This window comes from Pseudomonas sp. NFACC25 (assembly GCF_900100935.1).
Taxonomy (GTDB): Bacteria; Pseudomonadota; Gammaproteobacteria; order Pseudomonadales; family Pseudomonadaceae; genus Aquipseudomonas; species Aquipseudomonas marginalis.
Window position 1 is genome coordinate 45,166 of record NZ_FMUC01000006.1, and the last position, 15,563, is coordinate 60,728.

Genomic DNA, 15,563 nt, shown 5'->3' on the forward strand with positions numbered 1-15,563 from the left:
CCTCGGCGGCAAAAATTCACTCGGATTGTCCGGCGGTGGTCATTACCATGGCGGCTGACTCCCGATAGATGTGCTCCCTATGGCCCTGGCCGCACCCCCTGACCTCAGTGATCACGCCGTCCCCGTGCAACCCTTGGCGCGTACTTACCCGCGTGGCCTGTACGTGGAGCCCCATCGCCACGACTGGGGCCAATTGCTCTATGCCATGAGCGGCGTGATGTGGGTCGAGACCCCTCGGGAGGCCCTGGTGGTACCGCCCCAGCGCGCAGTCTGGCTGCCGCCGGGCGTGGAGCACGGCATCCGGGTGGTGTCGGATTTGCAGATGCGCAATATCTACTTGCGCCCGGCCTTGGCGGCGACATTGGACCGCCAGGTGCAGGTGATTGAAGTCGGTGGGCTGCTGCGTGAGTTGATCGTCACGCTGGTGGAGCAGGGCGACCGCGATGACGCGGGGTATTACGACGCGGTGGTCGGCCTGGCCCTGCTGGAGTTGCGCCGGGCATGCCGCTCGCAGATTCGTATCGCCATGCCGGTGGAGGCCGATCGCCGGCTGATCAGCGCGTGCCAGGCGGTCATGGCGGCGCCGTCCCTGGAGATTCCTTTCGAGCAGCATGCGGAAGCGGCCGGTGCCAGCGTGCGCACCTTGGCGCGGCTGTTCCAGTACCACCTGGGCATGGGCTTTGCCGAATGGCGCCGCCAGGTGCAATTGGCCACGGCGGTGGCCGAGTTGATCCAGGGTCAGTCGGTCAGCGCTATCGCGCGTTCCCTGGGCTATTCGCCGAGCAGTTTCAGCGACATGTTCCGGCGTGAACTGGGGATGGCGCCTTCCCAGTATGTGAGTTGGCCGAAATCCTGAAGCGTTTGGCCGATGCTGCCGGGATGGGCTTCCTACACTAAGCCCATCAAACCACCAGGCGTCGCCCCCATGAGTTACCTGATCTCCCTTGCCATTGGCCTCTTTGTCGGCGTGATCTACGGCGCGCTGGACTTCCGTTCGCCCGCACCGCCTGCCATTGCGCTGGTGGGCCTGATGGGCATGCTGCTCGGCGAAAAACTCTGGCCCATGGGGCGGCAGTTGCTCAGCGGTTTGTGGTCCTGATTCCTCTTCTCCCTTCGATGGATACTGGCAATGAAAGCACTGCAATTTTCCGCTACTGGCGACCTCGGCGCCCTGAGCTTCGTCGACGTCGCCACGCCGGTACCGGCCGCCGATGAAGTGCTGGTACAGATCAAGGCGGCGGGCCTCAACCCCAGCGACGTGAAGAACGTACTCGGGCGTTTCCCCTACACCACCGTGCCGCGCATACCTGGCCGCGACTTCGCCGGCGTGGTCGTGCAGGGGCCCCAGGCGCTGGTGGGGCAGGAGGTCTGGGGCACCGGTCGCGACCTGGGCTTTTTCGCCGACGGTTCCCACGCCCAATACCTCACCGTGTCGGCCAAAGGCGTGGCGCATAAACCTGCCCACCTGAGTTTTGCCCAGGCCGCCAGCCTGGGTGTGCCCTACACCACGGCCTGGGATGCGCTGCAGCGCAGTGGCGTGGGCAAAGGCACGCGCTTGCTGGTGATCGGCGCCAATGGGGCGGTGGGCAGCGCGGCATTAGCCTTGGGGAGGGTCCTGGGTGCCCAGGTGTTGGCGGCGGTGCGCAAGGCTGACCAGGTCGAGGTATTGCAGGCGCAAGGGTTCGACGCGATTGCGTTGGGCAAGCCCGAAGCGCTGGGCGCGCAGGTGAATGCGGTGTTCAAGGGCGGCGCCGATGTGATCTTCGACACCACCGGTTTCTGGCTGCCGGCGGCCGTGGCAGGCCTGGCGCCGTTCGGTCGCATCGCGATCATTGCCGCGCCGGTGGACGGTCACGTACAACTGCCGGCCCTGGCCCTGTATCGCAAGGGCGGCTCGGTGGTGGGGATCAATTCATTGCTCTACAACTGTGAGCAGTGCGCGGTGATGCTGGAGCAGTTCGGACGTTTTTTCGACGAAGGCTTGTTGCCGCTGCCCACCGGCCTGCGCGAGGTGGCGCTGGCCGATGGCGTGCAGTGCTATGAGGACGTGAATCAAGGCTGTGCGGACAAGATCATCTTGCTGCCTTGACCCATGTCGCTCCGCACTAGGCTTCTGGGACGCCTTTTTCCCACGCCTGCCAGTTCTTGAGGATCGCCTGTACCAGCGGGTTCCCCGTGCGGTACAGGTTTTCCAGCGCCGGTACGAACCCGCCCTGGTCGGCGTACTTGAGCAGGTTGTCGACTTCGCTGTAGCCGGGGTATGGGCGGTCGAAGTCCGAACCGGCACGTACGACGGCCAGGCGCTGGATGTCCACCAACCCCTCGCGGCTGGCGCGCAGCAAGGCTTCGTAGGTGGAGTTGTCTTCCTGTTGGGTGGTGCAGTACTCGCCTTTGTTATCCGTGAGCAGCTTGGTCCACACCTCGGCGCGTTCGCTCAGGCGCGTACCGGAGAACCAGGTGTTGCCCGCCAGGGTGTCGCAGCGGGTGACTCGCGGCGGCTGGTTGGCGGGGGCGGCGGGGTAGTGTTTGCGCCAGGCGGCGGACTCTTTGCTTTCCGTAAGTTCGACGGTGTGCGACAGGGCGAACGCCTTGGCCTGCAGCTTGGGGTTCAGCTCAAACACTTCGGTCTTGTAGTCCAGCGGCGGCTTTTCGTTGGGCCCCTTGGTGTTGATGCCAAGGTAGCCGGTCGGCCAATCCTTGGGCGCATCCCGCGAATCCAGCTCCCACTGGGTGCCGAACTCCACCAGGTAGTGGGCCCAGGCGGCAGTGCCGATGGTGCCGTGTTTCGGGCTGATCCCGGCAATCCCGGCGATCAGGAAATAGCTCTGGCGCAGGTCGAACTTGGGCGACAACGCCAGGGCCAGGGTGGACGCGGCGGCGTTGGTCTGGCCCATGCCGGTCACCAGCAGGCACACGTCCCGGGTGTTGCAGCGGATCACCGGGTATTCGGCAGACAGGCCCGGCACGCGCACTTCCTGCTTGAGTTCCAGGCGGTCGATCCAGGTTTGCGCCTCGGGGGCGAACATGGTGATCAGCATCACCTTGGGCTTGATGGGGGCAGCAGAATCAGCCAGCACCACATGGGGCAGCAGGGCAAGGCCGACGGCCAGCGAAAGACGGGTAAATGTATTCATCTAATACTCCTTGATCAGAATTGGTAGCCCACGCCAGCGTAATAACCCCAGCCGTCGGAGCGGGCGCGGAAGTTACCCTCGCCGAAGTTCAACTCACTGCCATCTTCCCAGTTGCCGCCGTTATGAAAATAACGACCGACCAGGGTGAAGCGCAGGTGGGTGAAGGAATACAGCAGCACGTTGGTCGCCACCAGGGCGTTGGCGGTGCGCGCCGGGTTGTCCTTGTGCAGGTCCGAGCCGAAATCGTAGTTGGTGAAACCGATATAGGTCAGCGACGCACCGTTATCGAACTTGCCGATGGGCACGATGTATTTCATCTGTGCGCGGTAGCCATCCCAGGAATACTCATTGCTGGCGCCGTAGTTTTCCCACTGGTAACGCCCGTAGAAGTTCGCCGACAAGTTGACCTGCGAGTGGGTGTCGATATCGGTGCCGAGGCCGCTGTACAGGGTGTTGGCACGGTTGGCTTTGTTGCTGCCGTGGTCGTAGATCCAGTCGAACGCCACATACCATTCCTTGAACGGGCCGATGGCCAGGCTGCGTCCGGCCAGGTAGTCGATGGAGATACGCGGCTCGTGCTCCATGAACACCGGCGAGCCATGGTCCCACGCGCCTTTGTCGTTACTGTTGCCGATGCCGAGGATCTTCGGCACGTCGATGTAGCCGTACAACTCGAAGGGCCCCTTGCGGCCGAAGTACTCGTATTCCAGGTACACATCATCCTGGGGCTTGGGGCCGAAGCTGATGTCTTTACTGCCGATCAGCGTCAGGTCCTGGTTGAACCATTCCGACAGATAGACGCCTTTTTTTGCCGGGCTGGCTTCAGGGCTCAGGGTTTCGCCCTGTGCTGAGTCATCCACGGGTTTTTCCTGCGCCAAAATGGGCGGGCTGAGTACTCCCGTTACGGCGGCCAGTAGCAAGGAAACACCAAAGCAGGCACGGGGCCTTGAGGTGGAGAGCATTGAAAATCCCTATTCGTACGCGGTTTGAACCCGATTCTTCGGGTCGTGGTGAACTTGGCGGTCAAGTTCGTACCGCAAACGGTTGCACAGGCTGTACCAACTTTGCTTAATGGCTTGAATGTCATGGAAAAAAGCAGAATTACTCGACCTTTTGATCAGAAATGACTGGGTGTCATTTTCTCGATGGGGTTGAACAGGTGTATCGGCGGTTCGCGGCGATATTCACTGGGCGTCTGGTGCATCTCGATCCGAAAGTGCCGGTTGAAGTTGGACAGGTTGGCGTAGCCCACTTCAAAACAGATATCCGCCACCGACATCTCGCTTTGCAGCAATAACCGACAGGCGCGTTGCACGCGGAATTTGCGCATCAGGTCGATAAACCCATGGCCCGTGTTGCGCTTGAAGAAGCGTGAGAAGCCCGGTTCGCTCATGTCCAACTGTTGGGCGATGACCGAGAGGCGCACGTCGCCGGTGAGTTCGCGCATCAGGTAGTCGAAGGCCTTGTTGATGCGCTCGGCGCTGCGTGCGTCCAGGGTCGGGGCGTAACAGGGGCTGGCCAGGGCCTTTACCTGCTGGGCCGGGGCGTTTTTCAGGCTGTCGAGCAGTTGCAGGAACAGGGTCAGCCGTTGCAGGCCGTGGGCGTTGCCGATAGCTTCCATCAACCTCGCAGCCTGTACGGCGGTGTCGCCGCTGAACTCCAGGCCGCGCCGGGCCTGTTCGAACAACGGCTGCAAGTCGCCGAGTTCCGGCAGGGTGTTGCGCAGGGCGAGGAGGGCGGCGCCGTCGAATTGCAGCACCACGTCGCGGCCGGCCAGGTGTTCGCCGGGGGCCAGTTCGCCGATCCAGTCATGGGGCAGGTCCGGGCCGATCAGCGCCACATGCCCGGCACTGAACGCACCGATATAGTCGCCCGCCACCAACTTGCCGCTGCCCTGGCGGATCAGGTGGATTTCAAATTCGGGGTGGTGATTCCAGCGGGCCAGATCGTAAGGGTAGTCATGTTCGAACCAGCGAAAGCAGTGCTGCGGTTCGGGCAGGATCACTTCGAGTTCGGCAGGGCGATGTTCGAACAGCTTGGCGCGGCTGATGGGCATGGTCATGCCTCTTTTAGTTGTGGAATCGCCTAAAAATACGCGGGTTGGCAATCCCTGCGCTACCCCCGGTTTCGCCCGGCACTGATACTTTTTTGATCCTGAGCCAGCGGTTAAAAAAGTATCAGCCGCGCATGCGCCATGCGTTTGTGAGGGCTAGGCCCAAGCTGCTGTAATCGGCCCTCAACAACAAAAACAACAGGTGGAAACCGCTATGTCCAAGATTCCGCAAGCGTTGTTCCTGCTTTCCGGCCTGGCCTTGGCTATGCCCAGCCAGGCAGCCGACACCGTGACCATCGCTACCGTCAATAACAGCGACATGATCCGCATGCAGCGCCTGTCCAAAGTGTTCGAGCAGCAGCATCCGGACATCCAGCTCAACTGGGTGGTGCTGGAAGAAAACGTGCTGCGCCAGCGCCTCACCACCGATATCGCCACCCAGGGCGGCCAGTTCGATGTGCTCACCATCGGCACCTACGAAACCCCGCTGTGGGGCGCCAAGCACTGGCTGGAACCGCTGACCCAATTGCCGGCCGATTACGACGCCGACGATATCTTCCCCTCGGTCCGCCAGGGCCTGTCGGTCAACGACACCCTGTATGCCTTGCCGTTCTACGGGGAAAGCACCGTCACCTACTACCGCACCGACCTGTTCAAGCAGGCCGGTCTGAGCATGCCGGCGCACCCGACCTGGACCCAGCTGGGTGAATTCGCCGCCAAGCTCACGGACAAGAACAACGGCCAATACGGCATGTGCCTGCGCGGCAAGGCCGGTTGGGGCGAGAACATCGCGCTGCTGAGCACCATGGCCAACGCGTTCGGTGCGCGTTGGTTCGATGAGCAGTGGAAGCCTGAGCTGACCAGTCCCGAATGGACCGCCGCCGCCAACTTCTACGTCAACACCCTCAAGCAATACGGCCCGCCCGGCGTGTCCAGCAACGGCTTCAACGAAACCCTGGCGCTGTTCAACAGCGGCAAGTGCGCGATCTGGGTCGATGCCAGCGTCGCCGGCTCCTTCACCACCGACAAGAGCCAGAGCAAAGTCGCCGACAGCGTAGGCTTCGCCGCGGCCCCCACCGAAGTCACCGACAAGGGATCCTCCTGGCTGTACGCCTGGTCGCTGGCCATCCCGGCCACGTCCAAGCACAAGGACGCCGCCAAGGCCTTTATCGCCTGGGCCACGTCCAAGGACTACATCCAGCTGGTCGCCGATAAAGAAGGCATCACCAACGTACCGCCTGGCACCCGCCAGTCCACCTACAACGCGGGGTACCTCCAGGCCGCACCGTTTGCCCAGGTGACCCTGGAGATGATGCGGCATGCCGACCCCGCGCACCCGTCGGCCAAACCCGTGCCGTACGTGGGCATCCAGTACGTGACCATTCCCGAGTTCCAGGCCATCGGCACGTCCGTCGGCAAGCTGTTCTCGGCGGCGCTGACGGGGGGCATGTCGGTCGAGCAGGCGTTGCTCCAGGCGCAGTCCACCACCGAGCGCGAAATGAAACGCGCCGGCTATCCCAAATAATGTTCAAAGGACAGATGCCTTATGAAACGACTCGAAGGTAAGAGCGCGCTGATCACCGGCTCGGCGCGCGGGATTGGCCGCGCGTTTGCCCAGGCCTATATCGCTGAAGGCGCGACCGTCGCCATCGCCGACATCAACCTGCAGCGGGCCCGGGACACCGCCGCCGAACTTGGTCCGCAGGCCTACGCGGTAGCGATGGACGTCACCGACCAGGCTTCCATCGACAGCGCGATTGCCGCCGTGGTCGCCCAGGCCGGCAAGCTCGACATCCTGGTCAACAACGCGGCGCTGTTCGACCTGGCGCCTATCGTCGATATCACCCGCGACAGCTTTGATCGGCTGTTCTCGATCAACGTCGCCGGCACGCTGTTCACCTTGCAGGCCGCTGCCCGGCAGATGATCCGCCAGGGCCATGGCGGCAAGATCATCAACATGGCCAGCCAGGCCGGGCGGCGTGGCGAGCCGTTGGTGGCGATCTACTGCGCGACCAAGGCGGCAGTGATCAGCCTCACGCAATCGGCGGGGCTCAACCTGATCAAGCAGGGCATCAACGTCAACGCCATCGCCCCGGGCGTGGTGGATGGCGAGCATTGGGACGGGGTGGATGCGTTGTTCGCCAGGCATGAAGGGCTGGCGCCTGGCGAGAAGAAGCGGCGGGTGGGGGCCGAGGTGCCGTTCGGGCGGATGGGGACGGCCGAGGATTTGACCGGGATGGCGATCTTCCTGGCGTCCAAAGAGGCTGACTACGTAGTGGCGCAAACCTATAACGTGGATGGCGGTAATTGGATGAACTAAGCCATACACCGCTCAAAATGTGGGAGGGAGCAAGCCCCCTCCCACATTTGAAGGTCATCGTTCTTGAAAAGGGTGCCTAGTCGGCAAAACTGCGATCAAAGAAGTAAACCGCCCCAGGCTTCAGGTTCTCCACCGTCGCCTGGGGCCTGCCGCCTTCACCCTGTTTCTTGCGCCCCGTCTCGCGCAAATATCCCGCCTCCGTCAGCTTCAACAGGCGCTGGCGAATACTGGTCTTGAGCACCGGCCGTTCCAGCACCAGGGAAAAGATCGTGGTCGCCTCCGGCGCGCTGAATTCATTGCCCAGGAACATCAGCGGCAGGTTGCTGTACAGCGACTTGGAGAACAACCGCTCCTGCACGGCCGCGGCGATGCTGTTGTGATCGAACGGCAACTTGATGCTGCCATCAGCCACCGCCTTCAGCGCGAACCAGCCTTGATGCGTACTCGGCGCCACCTCATCCGCGACGATCGCCAGGTAGTACGTGGACGACGACCAGCAACGCGGATCGCGAAACGCATCGCCCACCGTGCCCACTTGCTCGCTCCAGGCCAGCTCCAGGCCGACCTTGCTGCTGGCGCGCAAGCGTTCCACCGCATCCTGGAGGCTCAGATCTTGCACGCCGCCATTCACCACCACCCCCGGCAACGCCCAATGCCCGGCGAAGGGTTCGGCTTCGCGCTTGTTCAGCAACAACTTGAGTTCCCCGGCGGCGCGGCAGTAGCACAGCACGCATAGGTCGACGGTATGGAGGTAGGGGCTAAGGGGCATGTGACGTCCTTCTGAACAGCGGTGGGGCACAGTCTAACGGATCGAACAGATATGTCATGTACCTGGTTCAGGATAGATAAATAAATGTTTCTTGCAATGAAAGTACATGACGTGTACTTTTGTTTCCAGGCCACAGGAGAACCGCCATGACCCTTGCGAAAACTGCCATTGCTTCATTCGACGTCGATGCCCAGAAGAGCTTCACGCCGTTGTGCCCCAACGAGTTGCCGGTGGCCGGCGGTGACCGGATCGGTGCCGAACTCAACTACATGGCCAGCCTTGCCGGCCACCGCGTCGGCAGCAAGGACGCCCACACCCCGCACGCACCCTGGGTGGTCGCCCAGCACAGCGAGATGCTCCAGCCCACTGGCCTGGTACACGCCGACGTGACCTGGGTCAGCCACTGCGTACCGGGCACCGAAGGCTTTACCTTGCTCGACGAGTTGCCCACGCCCTATGACTACGACTACTTCATCTGGAAGGGCGTCGAACCTGACCTGCACCCCTATGGCGCCTGCTACCACGACCTGCACGACAAACTCTCCACCGGCGTGATCGAGTACCTCAGGGCCCAGGGCGTCACTCGCGTGATCGTCGGCGGCCTGGCCCTGGACTACTGCGTCAAGACCACCGCCTTGCAACTGCTCAAGGCCGGCCTGGAGGTGGTCCTGCACCTGCCGGCGTGCCGGGGGATCAGCGAGGAGGGCGGCGTACAGGCCGTCAATGAGTTGCTCAAGGCCGGTGCCGTCATCAGCAGCACCCGCGAAGAACTGGCCGCGATGGCCACGCGTTAAGGAGATACACCATGGAAAGTGCCTACGACTACGAAGCCCCGGTGATCCAGGGCTTGCTCGACACCGACTACTACACCTTCACCATGATGCAGGCGGTGTTGCACCAGCACCCGAATGTCGATGTGGAATACAACTTCATCGTGCGCGCCAAGGAAAAGCTCGGCCACCTGATCCCCGAGTTACGCGCCGAGCTTGAGAACATGGCTGGCCTGCAGATGCGTGAGGGCGAGCTGCGCTTTCTGTTCAACCCACGCTTTCGCGAATACCTGACCCCCGACTACGAACGCTTCCTCGGCCTGTTCCGCTTCAACCTGCGCTACATCCACGTCAGTGAAGTCGACGGCCAACTGAACATCCGCGTGGTCGGGCCGATGCTGCACTGCATCATGTTCGAACAACCGCTGCTGGCGCTGGTCAGCGAGCTGCGCAACCGCGCCAAATACCCCGACGTGACCCTGGAAGACGTCACCCGCAAGCTCTACCAGAAGTTCGACTGGCTGGAGAGAAACCTCAGCCGCGACGAGTTGTCAGACCTGCGTGTCTCCGATTTTTCCACGCGCCGGCGCCTGTCGTTCAAGGCCCAGCGCGAAGTGGTGGACATCATGCGTCGCGACTTCCCCGGCCAGTTCGTCGGCACCAGCAATGCGCACTTGGCCTACGAATTCGACCTGCCGCTGATCGGCACCATGGCTCACCAGTGGATGATGGTGCACCAGCAACTGGGGCGGTTGCGCGAAAGCCAGAACGCCGGCCTGGAAAACTGGGTGCGTGAGTACCGCGGCCGCCTGGGCATTGCCTTGACCGACACCATCAGCACCGACTTTTTCCTCAAGGATTTCGACCTGTACTTCGCCAAGCTCTACGACGGCCTGCGCCAGGACTCCGGTGACCCGATCGCCTGGGCCGACAAGGTGCTGGCCCGCTACAAACAGCTGGGTATCGACCCGATGACCAAGGACCTGATGTTCTCCGACGGCCTGAACTTCGAAAAATGCCTGCCGATCCTGCGGCACGTGCGTGGCAAGGCCAAGTTCGGTTTCGGCATGGGCACCAGCCTGGCTTGCGATGTGGAAGGCGTCGAGCCGCTGAGCATCGTCATGAAACTGGTACGCGTGCACGGCGAACCGGTGGTGAAGTTCTCCGATGACCCGGTGAAGAACGTCTGCGAAGACCCCTCGTTTTTGCAGTACGCAGCCAAGGTATTCAATGTCGGCAACGTGGAGGTGTGACATGCAGGAACGTATCGCGCAGGAACTCAATATCGATCGCACATTGGTGAAGGGCGGTGAAGCCCAGGAAATCCAACGGCGCCTCGACTTCATCAAGACCACCTTGCGCCATTCAGGCTGCAAGGCCCTGGTACTGGGCATCAGCGGTGGCGTCGACTCCCTCACCGCTGGGCGCCTGTGCCAATTGGCGGCGGAGCAATTACGCAGCGAGGGCTACGCCGCGCGCTTTATCGCCATGCGCCTGCCCTACAAGACCCAGGCCGATGAGAGCGATGCCCAGGCCTCGCTGGATTTCATCACCCCGGACCACATCGACACCCTGAACATCGCCGCCAGCGTCGACGGCCTGATGGCCAGCCTCGGCGCCACCGAAGCCAGTGCCTCGCAGGTGGATTTCATCAAGGGCAACGTCAAGGCCCGCACCCGCATGATCGCCCAGTACGCCGTGGCCAACCTGCACAACGGCCTGGTGGTCGGCACCGACCATGGCGCCGAAGCATTGATGGGCTTCTTCACCAAATTCGGCGACGGCGCGTGCGACCTGGCGCCATTGTCGGGCCTGACCAAGACCCAGGTGCGCCTGTTGGCCAGTGCCCTTGGGGCCCCGACGAACCTGGTGTACAAGCAGCCGACGGCCGACCTGGAAGAACTGGCGCCGGGCAAGCTGGATGAACAGGCCTATGGCTGCACGTACGAGGAGATCGATGCGTACCTGATGGGTGAGCCGGTGAGTGAGCGGGTGAGGGACATCGTGGAGCGCGCCTACCTGAAGACCGCCCACAAACGTGCGTTACCCATCGCCCCATGATCCTTCCCACGTAGCGTGGGAATGATCAACTCGCCGTCTGCAAGTAACTGTGCATCGCGTCCACCCGTGCTCGGGTCTTGTCGGTGGTCGGCGTAGTCGGGCTCGACGGAATCTATTCGCCTTCTTCCAATGCCGGTGCCTGGGCTTTGGCGGTCAGAAACTAGGCGGTGAGTTTCTGCGCCCGTTCCGGCTGGTCATTGCGTGCGACCACGCGTGCGGCCACGTTGAGCAGCACCGCGCCTTTCTTGGACTGTGCATATTCCATCGGCACGCCGAGCCGTTTCTGAACGGCGACCTGAGTCGGGGTGACGCTGAAGATCCAATGTGGGCATCGGAACCAGCGAGTGTTGGCGATCCATCCATCATGCAAAGCACAGGAAGATCGGATCCAATTACGGTATAACCCTCGGACGCTTTAGTTTTCCGAGGCCCCGTTTTTCATGCAAAGCCCTTTGCAACGCCCGCTGTGGCAGGTCTACCTGATCTTTCTGGCACCGATGGTGCTGTCCAATTTCCTGCAAAGTTTTTCCGGCACCCTCAACGGTATTTATGTCGGGCAGATGCTCGGTACCCAGGCGCTGGCGGCGGTGTCGGGGATGTTCCCCATCGTGTTCTTCTTCATTGCCCTGGTGATCGGCCTGGGGGCGGGCGCTTCGGTGCTGATTGGCCAGGCCTGGGGTGCCCAGGAAACCGGGATGGTCAAGGCGATTACCGGTGCCACCCTGACCCTCGGTGCACTGGTGGGCCTGATCGCAGCGGTGCTGGGCAGCCTGTTTGCGCGCCCGGCGTTGCAGGCATTGGGTACGCCTGCGGATGTGCTCGACGATGCCGTGGGCTATGCCCAGATGATGATGCTGATCATGCCGCTGCTGCTGGTATTTATCCTCTACACCCAGCTGTTGCGCGGGGTCAGCGACACGATCTCGCCGCTGCTGGCGCTGATGGTCTCGACCCTGGTCGGCCTGCTGTTGACCCCGGCGCTGATTCGCGGCTGGATCGGCCTGCCGCCCCTGGGGATCCAGAGCGCGGTGTACGCAGGCCTGGTGGGGAATGCCTCGGCGATGCTGTTTCTGATCCTGCGCCTGCGCCATAAAAACCATGTGATGGCGCCGGACCGCGAACTGCTCGCGGCCTTGCGCCTGGACCGCGTCATTCTCGGCAAAGTCCTGCGCATCGGCTTGCCTACAGGCTTGCAGATGGTGGTGTTGTCGCTGTCGGAGTTGGTCATCCTCGCCTTGGTCAATGGCCATGGGTCCCAGGCCACGGCGGCCTATGGGGCGGTGACGCAGATCGTCAACTACGTGCAGTTTCCGGCCCTGTCGATTGCCATCACTGCTTCGATCCTTGGGGCCCAGGCGATTGGGGCAGGGCGGCTGGAGCGTATCGGGCCGATCCTGCGTACCGGGCTGTTGATCAATACGTGCCTGACCGGTGGCCTGATCGTGCTGGGCTATCTGTTGTCGCACTGGTTGCTCGGGTTGTTCATCACCGATGACGCCGCACGCGTGAATGCCGAGCACCTGCTGCACATCATGCTGTGGAGCATCCTCGTGTTCGGCTTCCAGGCCGTGATCGGCGGGATCATGCGCGCCAGCGGCGTGGTGCTGATGCCGGTGGCGATCTCGATCTTCTGCGTGCTGTGTGTCGAGCTACCGATGGCGTACCTGCTGAATGCGCACTTCGGCCTGGAAGGCGTCTGGATGGCGTTCCCGGTGACGTACCTGGCGATGCTGGGGTTGCAGGCCGCGTACTACCGGCTGGTGTGGCGGCATAAGCAGATCAAGCGGTTGGTATGAGTTTCAGGCCGCGCAGCAGGATTTCCAGGCCCTGCAAACCTTGCTCCAGACGCTCCTGCGGATGTTCTGACCGGGCGATCCACAGGGCGGTGTTGACCAGGCTGCCATTGATCAACTGCGCCAGCGCCAGGCTCGGTGCGTCAGGGACGACGCCCGCGTGCATCAGGGCTTCCAGCTGTTGGCGCAACGACTCGACACAGTGTTGCTGGGAGCCGGTATCGCCCAATACAGCCGGCGCATCCTGCAGCACAACGCGTTGGATTTCGCCGTCCTGGGCCATGCGCAAATAAGCGCGGCAGCGTTCGCAAAAACCGCTCCAGGGGTCTTGGGCTTCGTCTGAGATACGCTGCAAACATGCGTCCATCTCACGATCGAGTTGAGCAACCACGGCGGCCAGCAGCCCCTTTTTGTCACCAAAGTGATGGTACAGCGCGCCGCGTGTCAGGCCGGCGTGGGCCGTGAAATCGTCCATCGATGTGTTGGCATAGCCTTGCGTGGCGAAGGCCTGCCGTGCACTGGCAAGCAGCCGGGCGCGGGTGTCTTCGATCATTTCGGCACGGGCTCGGCTCATGGGCAGGACTCACAATGGGCAAGTGAAAGATTGACATACGCCGCGTATGTTACGCATGATTCGCCACATACGCACCGTATGTATTTTGCCTTGATCACTGCGGATAGCAAGTTCCAGGGCATCAGGAAGAGGTTGAGCAGGATGGCAAACCCTTACGCCGAGTTGTTCCAGGTTCCCGGCTCGCGGGCCTTCGTATTGGCCGGCATGCTGGCACGCATGCCGGTGTCCATGGCCGGTATTGGCTTGATCACCATGCTTTCCCAGGTGCACGGCGGCTATGGCCTGGCCGGTTCGGTGGCGGCGGTGTTCGCCCTGGCCACGGCGTTTTGCGCGCCGCAGGTGTCACGCTTGGTGGACCGGTACAGCCAGGGCCGGGTGCTGCCGATTGCCGCCCTGATCGGCGGCGGGGCGCTGTTGCTGCTGTTGCTGTGCACGCGGTTGCAGGCGCCGACCTGGACGCTGTTCCTGTTTGCTGCCCTGGCGGGCTGCATGCCGAATATGTCCGCCATGGTGCGGGCGCGCTGGACCGAGCTGTACCGCGGCCAGCCCAGGCTGCAAACCGCATTCGCCCTGGAATCGGTGCTGGATGAGGTGTGCTTTATCATCGGTCCACCGATTTCGGTGGGCTTGAGCGTGGTGCTGTTCCCCGAAGCCGGGCCGCTGGTGGCCGCGCTGCTGCTGGCGGTTGGGGTTACCACGTTTGTGCTGCAACGCGCGACCGAACCCCCTGTGCATGAACACCACGCTCACCATCGGGGCTGGCTGATCGCCTCACCGTCGGTGCTGATCCTGATGATCCTGCTGCTGGCCATGGGGGTGATCGTGGGTGTGGTGGATGTGGTCAGCGTGGCCTTTGCCCAGCAGCAGGGCCAGCCGGCGGCGGCAAGCATCGTGCTCTCGGTGTACGCCATCGGCTCGTGTCTGGCGGGGCTGGCCTTTGGCACCCTCAAGCTCAAGGCGCCGCTGCCCCGGCAGTTCCTGTTCTGCGGCGTGGCCACGGCGTTGACCACCTTGCCGTTGCTGCTGGTCACCCACATTCCGGGCCTGGCAGTGGCCATCTTCATTTCCGGACTGTTCTTCGCCCCTACCCTGATCGTGTCCATGGCCCTGGTGGAAAAGAGCGTGCCCGCGAGCCGCCTGACCGAAGGCATGACCTGGCTGATCACCGGCCTGAGCATCGGCGTGGCCATCGGTGCCGCCAGCTCCGGCTGGATGATCGATCACTTCGGGGCAGCCAGCGGGTTCTGGGTGGCGCTGGCGGCGGGGGCGGTGGTGATGGGGTCAGCGGTGTTGGGGTATCGGCGGTTGGGTTGAGCGTCATCCTGGCAATGAAACGTCAGCCAGTCACGGGGCAGGAATCCCCTCGGTGGTGTTGCAGGAATTCGTTCAGCGCCTGGCGCGTCAGGTCGTTCAGGGTCACCTTTTTACGTGTCGCTTCAAGGGCGGCTGCAAGATGAAGATCGTGGCCGACCCGCACGTTGAAAGAGCCTTTGCACGGCTTCTCCGGTGTTTGCCCAAGGGCCTTGCAGGTAGCGAGGTAGTCGTCCACAGCCTCGCGAAACGCGGCGTCCAGTTCCGCGACGGTTTTGCCTTCGTAACTCACCAGTGCCTTGATGAACAGGATCTTGCCGAACAGGCAATTGTCTTCGAGGCTGGCTTCGATAGAGCCGATGTAGCCATTGTGTTTCAGTTGGTTGTTCACTGAATCAGTTCTCCTGATTTCAATTGTTCGATGATCTGGCGTCGAATGTAGTGTTTCAGTTCGTTGCCGGGATGAGGCTTGTGCAAGGTGATCATTGCGCTCGGATCGCCGATGTCGAACTTGACCCGGCTTCCAGCCCCCTCAATCTGTGTGTAGCCGAGACGACGCAGCAGCGTGACGAGCTCTGGCCAGGTAAATGCCATCTGCTCGTTGAGCAATTTGGCGAGCAGCTTTTCATTTTTGGACACGGCGTTCCCTGCGTGTAACTAAATGTAGTTGCAAAAAGTGGTATTCGTCAATGCTAGCTGGGGTTCGTGGGTCTTTCCCGAGGATTGATGTAACCCCTGATGACAGCTCGCTCTACGCCTCCCATCCCCCGCTAATTTT

Annotated in this window: 17 protein-coding genes and 1 pseudogene; 10 read left to right on the top strand and 8 right to left on the bottom strand. The window is 62.2% G+C overall.

Annotation, left to right across the window (positions count from 1 at the left end; all coding sequences use genetic code 11):
- Window positions 1–79 precede the first annotated feature (79 nt).
- The 3 genes from BLQ09_RS15655 to BLQ09_RS15665 all read left to right on the top strand — a co-directional run bounded on the left by BLQ09_RS15655 (window position 80) and on the right by BLQ09_RS15665 (window position 2,089).
- Window positions 80–856 (top strand): AraC family transcriptional regulator, encoded by a 777-nt coding sequence (locus BLQ09_RS15655; protein WP_092357735.1) that lies wholly within the window; start codon window positions 80–82, stop codon window positions 854–856.
- 69 nt (window positions 857–925) lie between these two features.
- Window positions 926–1,099 carry a DUF1427 family protein gene (locus tag BLQ09_RS15660; protein ID WP_092357737.1) on the top strand — a complete coding sequence of 58 codons (174 nt, stop codon included), beginning with the start codon at window positions 926–928 and terminating at the stop codon, window positions 1,097–1,099.
- Window positions 1,100–1,129: 30 nt separating this feature from the next.
- Window positions 1,130–2,089, top strand: coding sequence for a quinone oxidoreductase family protein (locus BLQ09_RS15665; protein ID WP_027607508.1), 960 nt, complete (start codon window positions 1,130–1,132; stop codon window positions 2,087–2,089).
- Window positions 2,090–2,105: 16 nt separating this feature from the next.
- Here the strand turns inward: BLQ09_RS15665 and BLQ09_RS15670 are convergent, their stop codons facing one another.
- The 3 genes from BLQ09_RS15670 to BLQ09_RS15680 all read right to left on the bottom strand — a co-directional run bounded on the left by BLQ09_RS15670 (window position 2,106) and on the right by BLQ09_RS15680 (window position 5,190).
- Entirely contained in the window at window positions 2,106–3,134 is a 1,029-nt protein-coding gene (locus BLQ09_RS15670; RefSeq protein ID WP_027607507.1) for a purine-nucleoside phosphorylase, read from the bottom strand.
- 14 nt (window positions 3,135–3,148) lie between these two features.
- On the bottom strand, window positions 3,149–4,096 hold the full coding sequence (locus BLQ09_RS15675) for a nucleoside-specific channel-forming protein Tsx (protein ID WP_092357739.1): 948 nt from the start codon (window positions 4,094–4,096) through the stop codon (window positions 3,149–3,151).
- 155 nt (window positions 4,097–4,251) lie between these two features.
- Complete coding sequence (locus BLQ09_RS15680) at window positions 4,252–5,190, bottom strand: AraC family transcriptional regulator (protein WP_092357740.1); 939 nt, start codon at window positions 5,188–5,190, stop codon at window positions 4,252–4,254.
- Between the two features lie 211 nt (window positions 5,191–5,401).
- Here BLQ09_RS15680 and BLQ09_RS15685 point away from each other — a divergent pair, with 211 nt between their 5' ends.
- Window positions 5,402–6,712 (top strand): ABC transporter substrate-binding protein, encoded by a 1,311-nt coding sequence (locus tag BLQ09_RS15685; RefSeq protein WP_027607504.1) that lies wholly within the window; start codon window positions 5,402–5,404, stop codon window positions 6,710–6,712.
- 21 nt (window positions 6,713–6,733) lie between these two features.
- On the top strand, window positions 6,734–7,507 hold the full coding sequence (locus BLQ09_RS15690; protein ID WP_027607503.1) for an L-iditol 2-dehydrogenase: 774 nt from the start codon (window positions 6,734–6,736) through the stop codon (window positions 7,505–7,507).
- A 76-nt stretch (window positions 7,508–7,583) separates the two neighbouring features.
- On the opposite strand, the gene BLQ09_RS15695 is transcribed toward BLQ09_RS15690, so the two are convergent.
- Window positions 7,584–8,276, bottom strand: coding sequence for an NUDIX hydrolase (locus BLQ09_RS15695; protein ID WP_092357742.1), 693 nt, complete (start codon window positions 8,274–8,276; stop codon window positions 7,584–7,586).
- 146 nt (window positions 8,277–8,422) lie between these two features.
- On the opposite strand from BLQ09_RS15695, the gene BLQ09_RS15700 reads away from it, so the two are divergent.
- The 3 genes from BLQ09_RS15700 to nadE are packed head-to-tail and all read left to right on the top strand — an operon-like array spanning window position 8,423 to window position 11,107.
- Window positions 8,423–9,070 (top strand): nicotinamidase, encoded by a 648-nt coding sequence (locus BLQ09_RS15700; RefSeq protein WP_027607501.1) that lies wholly within the window; start codon window positions 8,423–8,425, stop codon window positions 9,068–9,070.
- Window positions 9,071–9,081: 11 nt separating this feature from the next.
- Window positions 9,082–10,299: a nicotinate phosphoribosyltransferase gene (pncB, locus tag BLQ09_RS15705; RefSeq protein WP_092357744.1), complete on the top strand. Its 1,218-nt coding sequence runs from the start codon at window positions 9,082–9,084 to the stop codon at window positions 10,297–10,299.
- Between the two features lies 1 nt (window position 10,300).
- Entirely contained in the window at window positions 10,301–11,107 is an 807-nt protein-coding gene (gene nadE, locus BLQ09_RS15710; protein ID WP_092357746.1) for an ammonia-dependent NAD(+) synthetase, read from the top strand.
- A gap of 31 nt (window positions 11,108–11,138) precedes the next feature.
- On the opposite strand, the pseudogene BLQ09_RS15715 reads toward nadE, so the two are convergent.
- Window positions 11,139–11,426 (bottom strand): annotated as a pseudogene (locus BLQ09_RS15715) (ABC transporter substrate-binding protein); the annotation flags it as partial.
- A 121-nt stretch (window positions 11,427–11,547) separates the two neighbouring features.
- On the opposite strand from BLQ09_RS15715, the gene BLQ09_RS15720 reads away from it, so the two are divergent.
- The gene (locus tag BLQ09_RS15720) at window positions 11,548–12,903 is read left to right on the top strand and encodes an MATE family efflux transporter (protein ID WP_065924401.1); all 1,356 of its coding nucleotides are present in this window, start codon (window positions 11,548–11,550) and stop codon (window positions 12,901–12,903) included.
- Here the strand turns inward: BLQ09_RS15720 and BLQ09_RS15725 are convergent.
- Window positions 12,887–13,474, bottom strand: coding sequence for a TetR/AcrR family transcriptional regulator (locus tag BLQ09_RS15725; RefSeq protein WP_027607494.1), 588 nt, complete (start codon window positions 13,472–13,474; stop codon window positions 12,887–12,889). The two genes, BLQ09_RS15720 and BLQ09_RS15725, sit on opposite strands and share 17 nt — an antisense overlap.
- A gap of 141 nt (window positions 13,475–13,615) precedes the next feature.
- Here BLQ09_RS15725 and BLQ09_RS15730 point away from each other — a divergent pair, with 141 nt between their 5' ends.
- The gene (locus tag BLQ09_RS15730; RefSeq protein WP_065939764.1) at window positions 13,616–14,788 is read left to right on the top strand and encodes an MFS transporter; all 1,173 of its coding nucleotides are present in this window, start codon (window positions 13,616–13,618) and stop codon (window positions 14,786–14,788) included.
- 22 nt (window positions 14,789–14,810) lie between these two features.
- On the opposite strand, the gene BLQ09_RS15735 is transcribed toward BLQ09_RS15730, so the two are convergent.
- Window positions 14,811–15,176, bottom strand: coding sequence for a type II toxin-antitoxin system HicB family antitoxin (locus tag BLQ09_RS15735; RefSeq protein WP_027607492.1), 366 nt, complete (start codon window positions 15,174–15,176; stop codon window positions 14,811–14,813).
- A complete protein-coding gene (locus BLQ09_RS15740) occupies window positions 15,173–15,424 on the bottom strand; it encodes a type II toxin-antitoxin system HicA family toxin (RefSeq protein WP_027607491.1) in 252 nt (83 codons plus the stop codon). The genes BLQ09_RS15735 and BLQ09_RS15740 overlap by 4 nt, the downstream gene beginning before the upstream one ends.
- Between the last annotated feature and the right edge of the window lie 139 nt (window positions 15,425–15,563).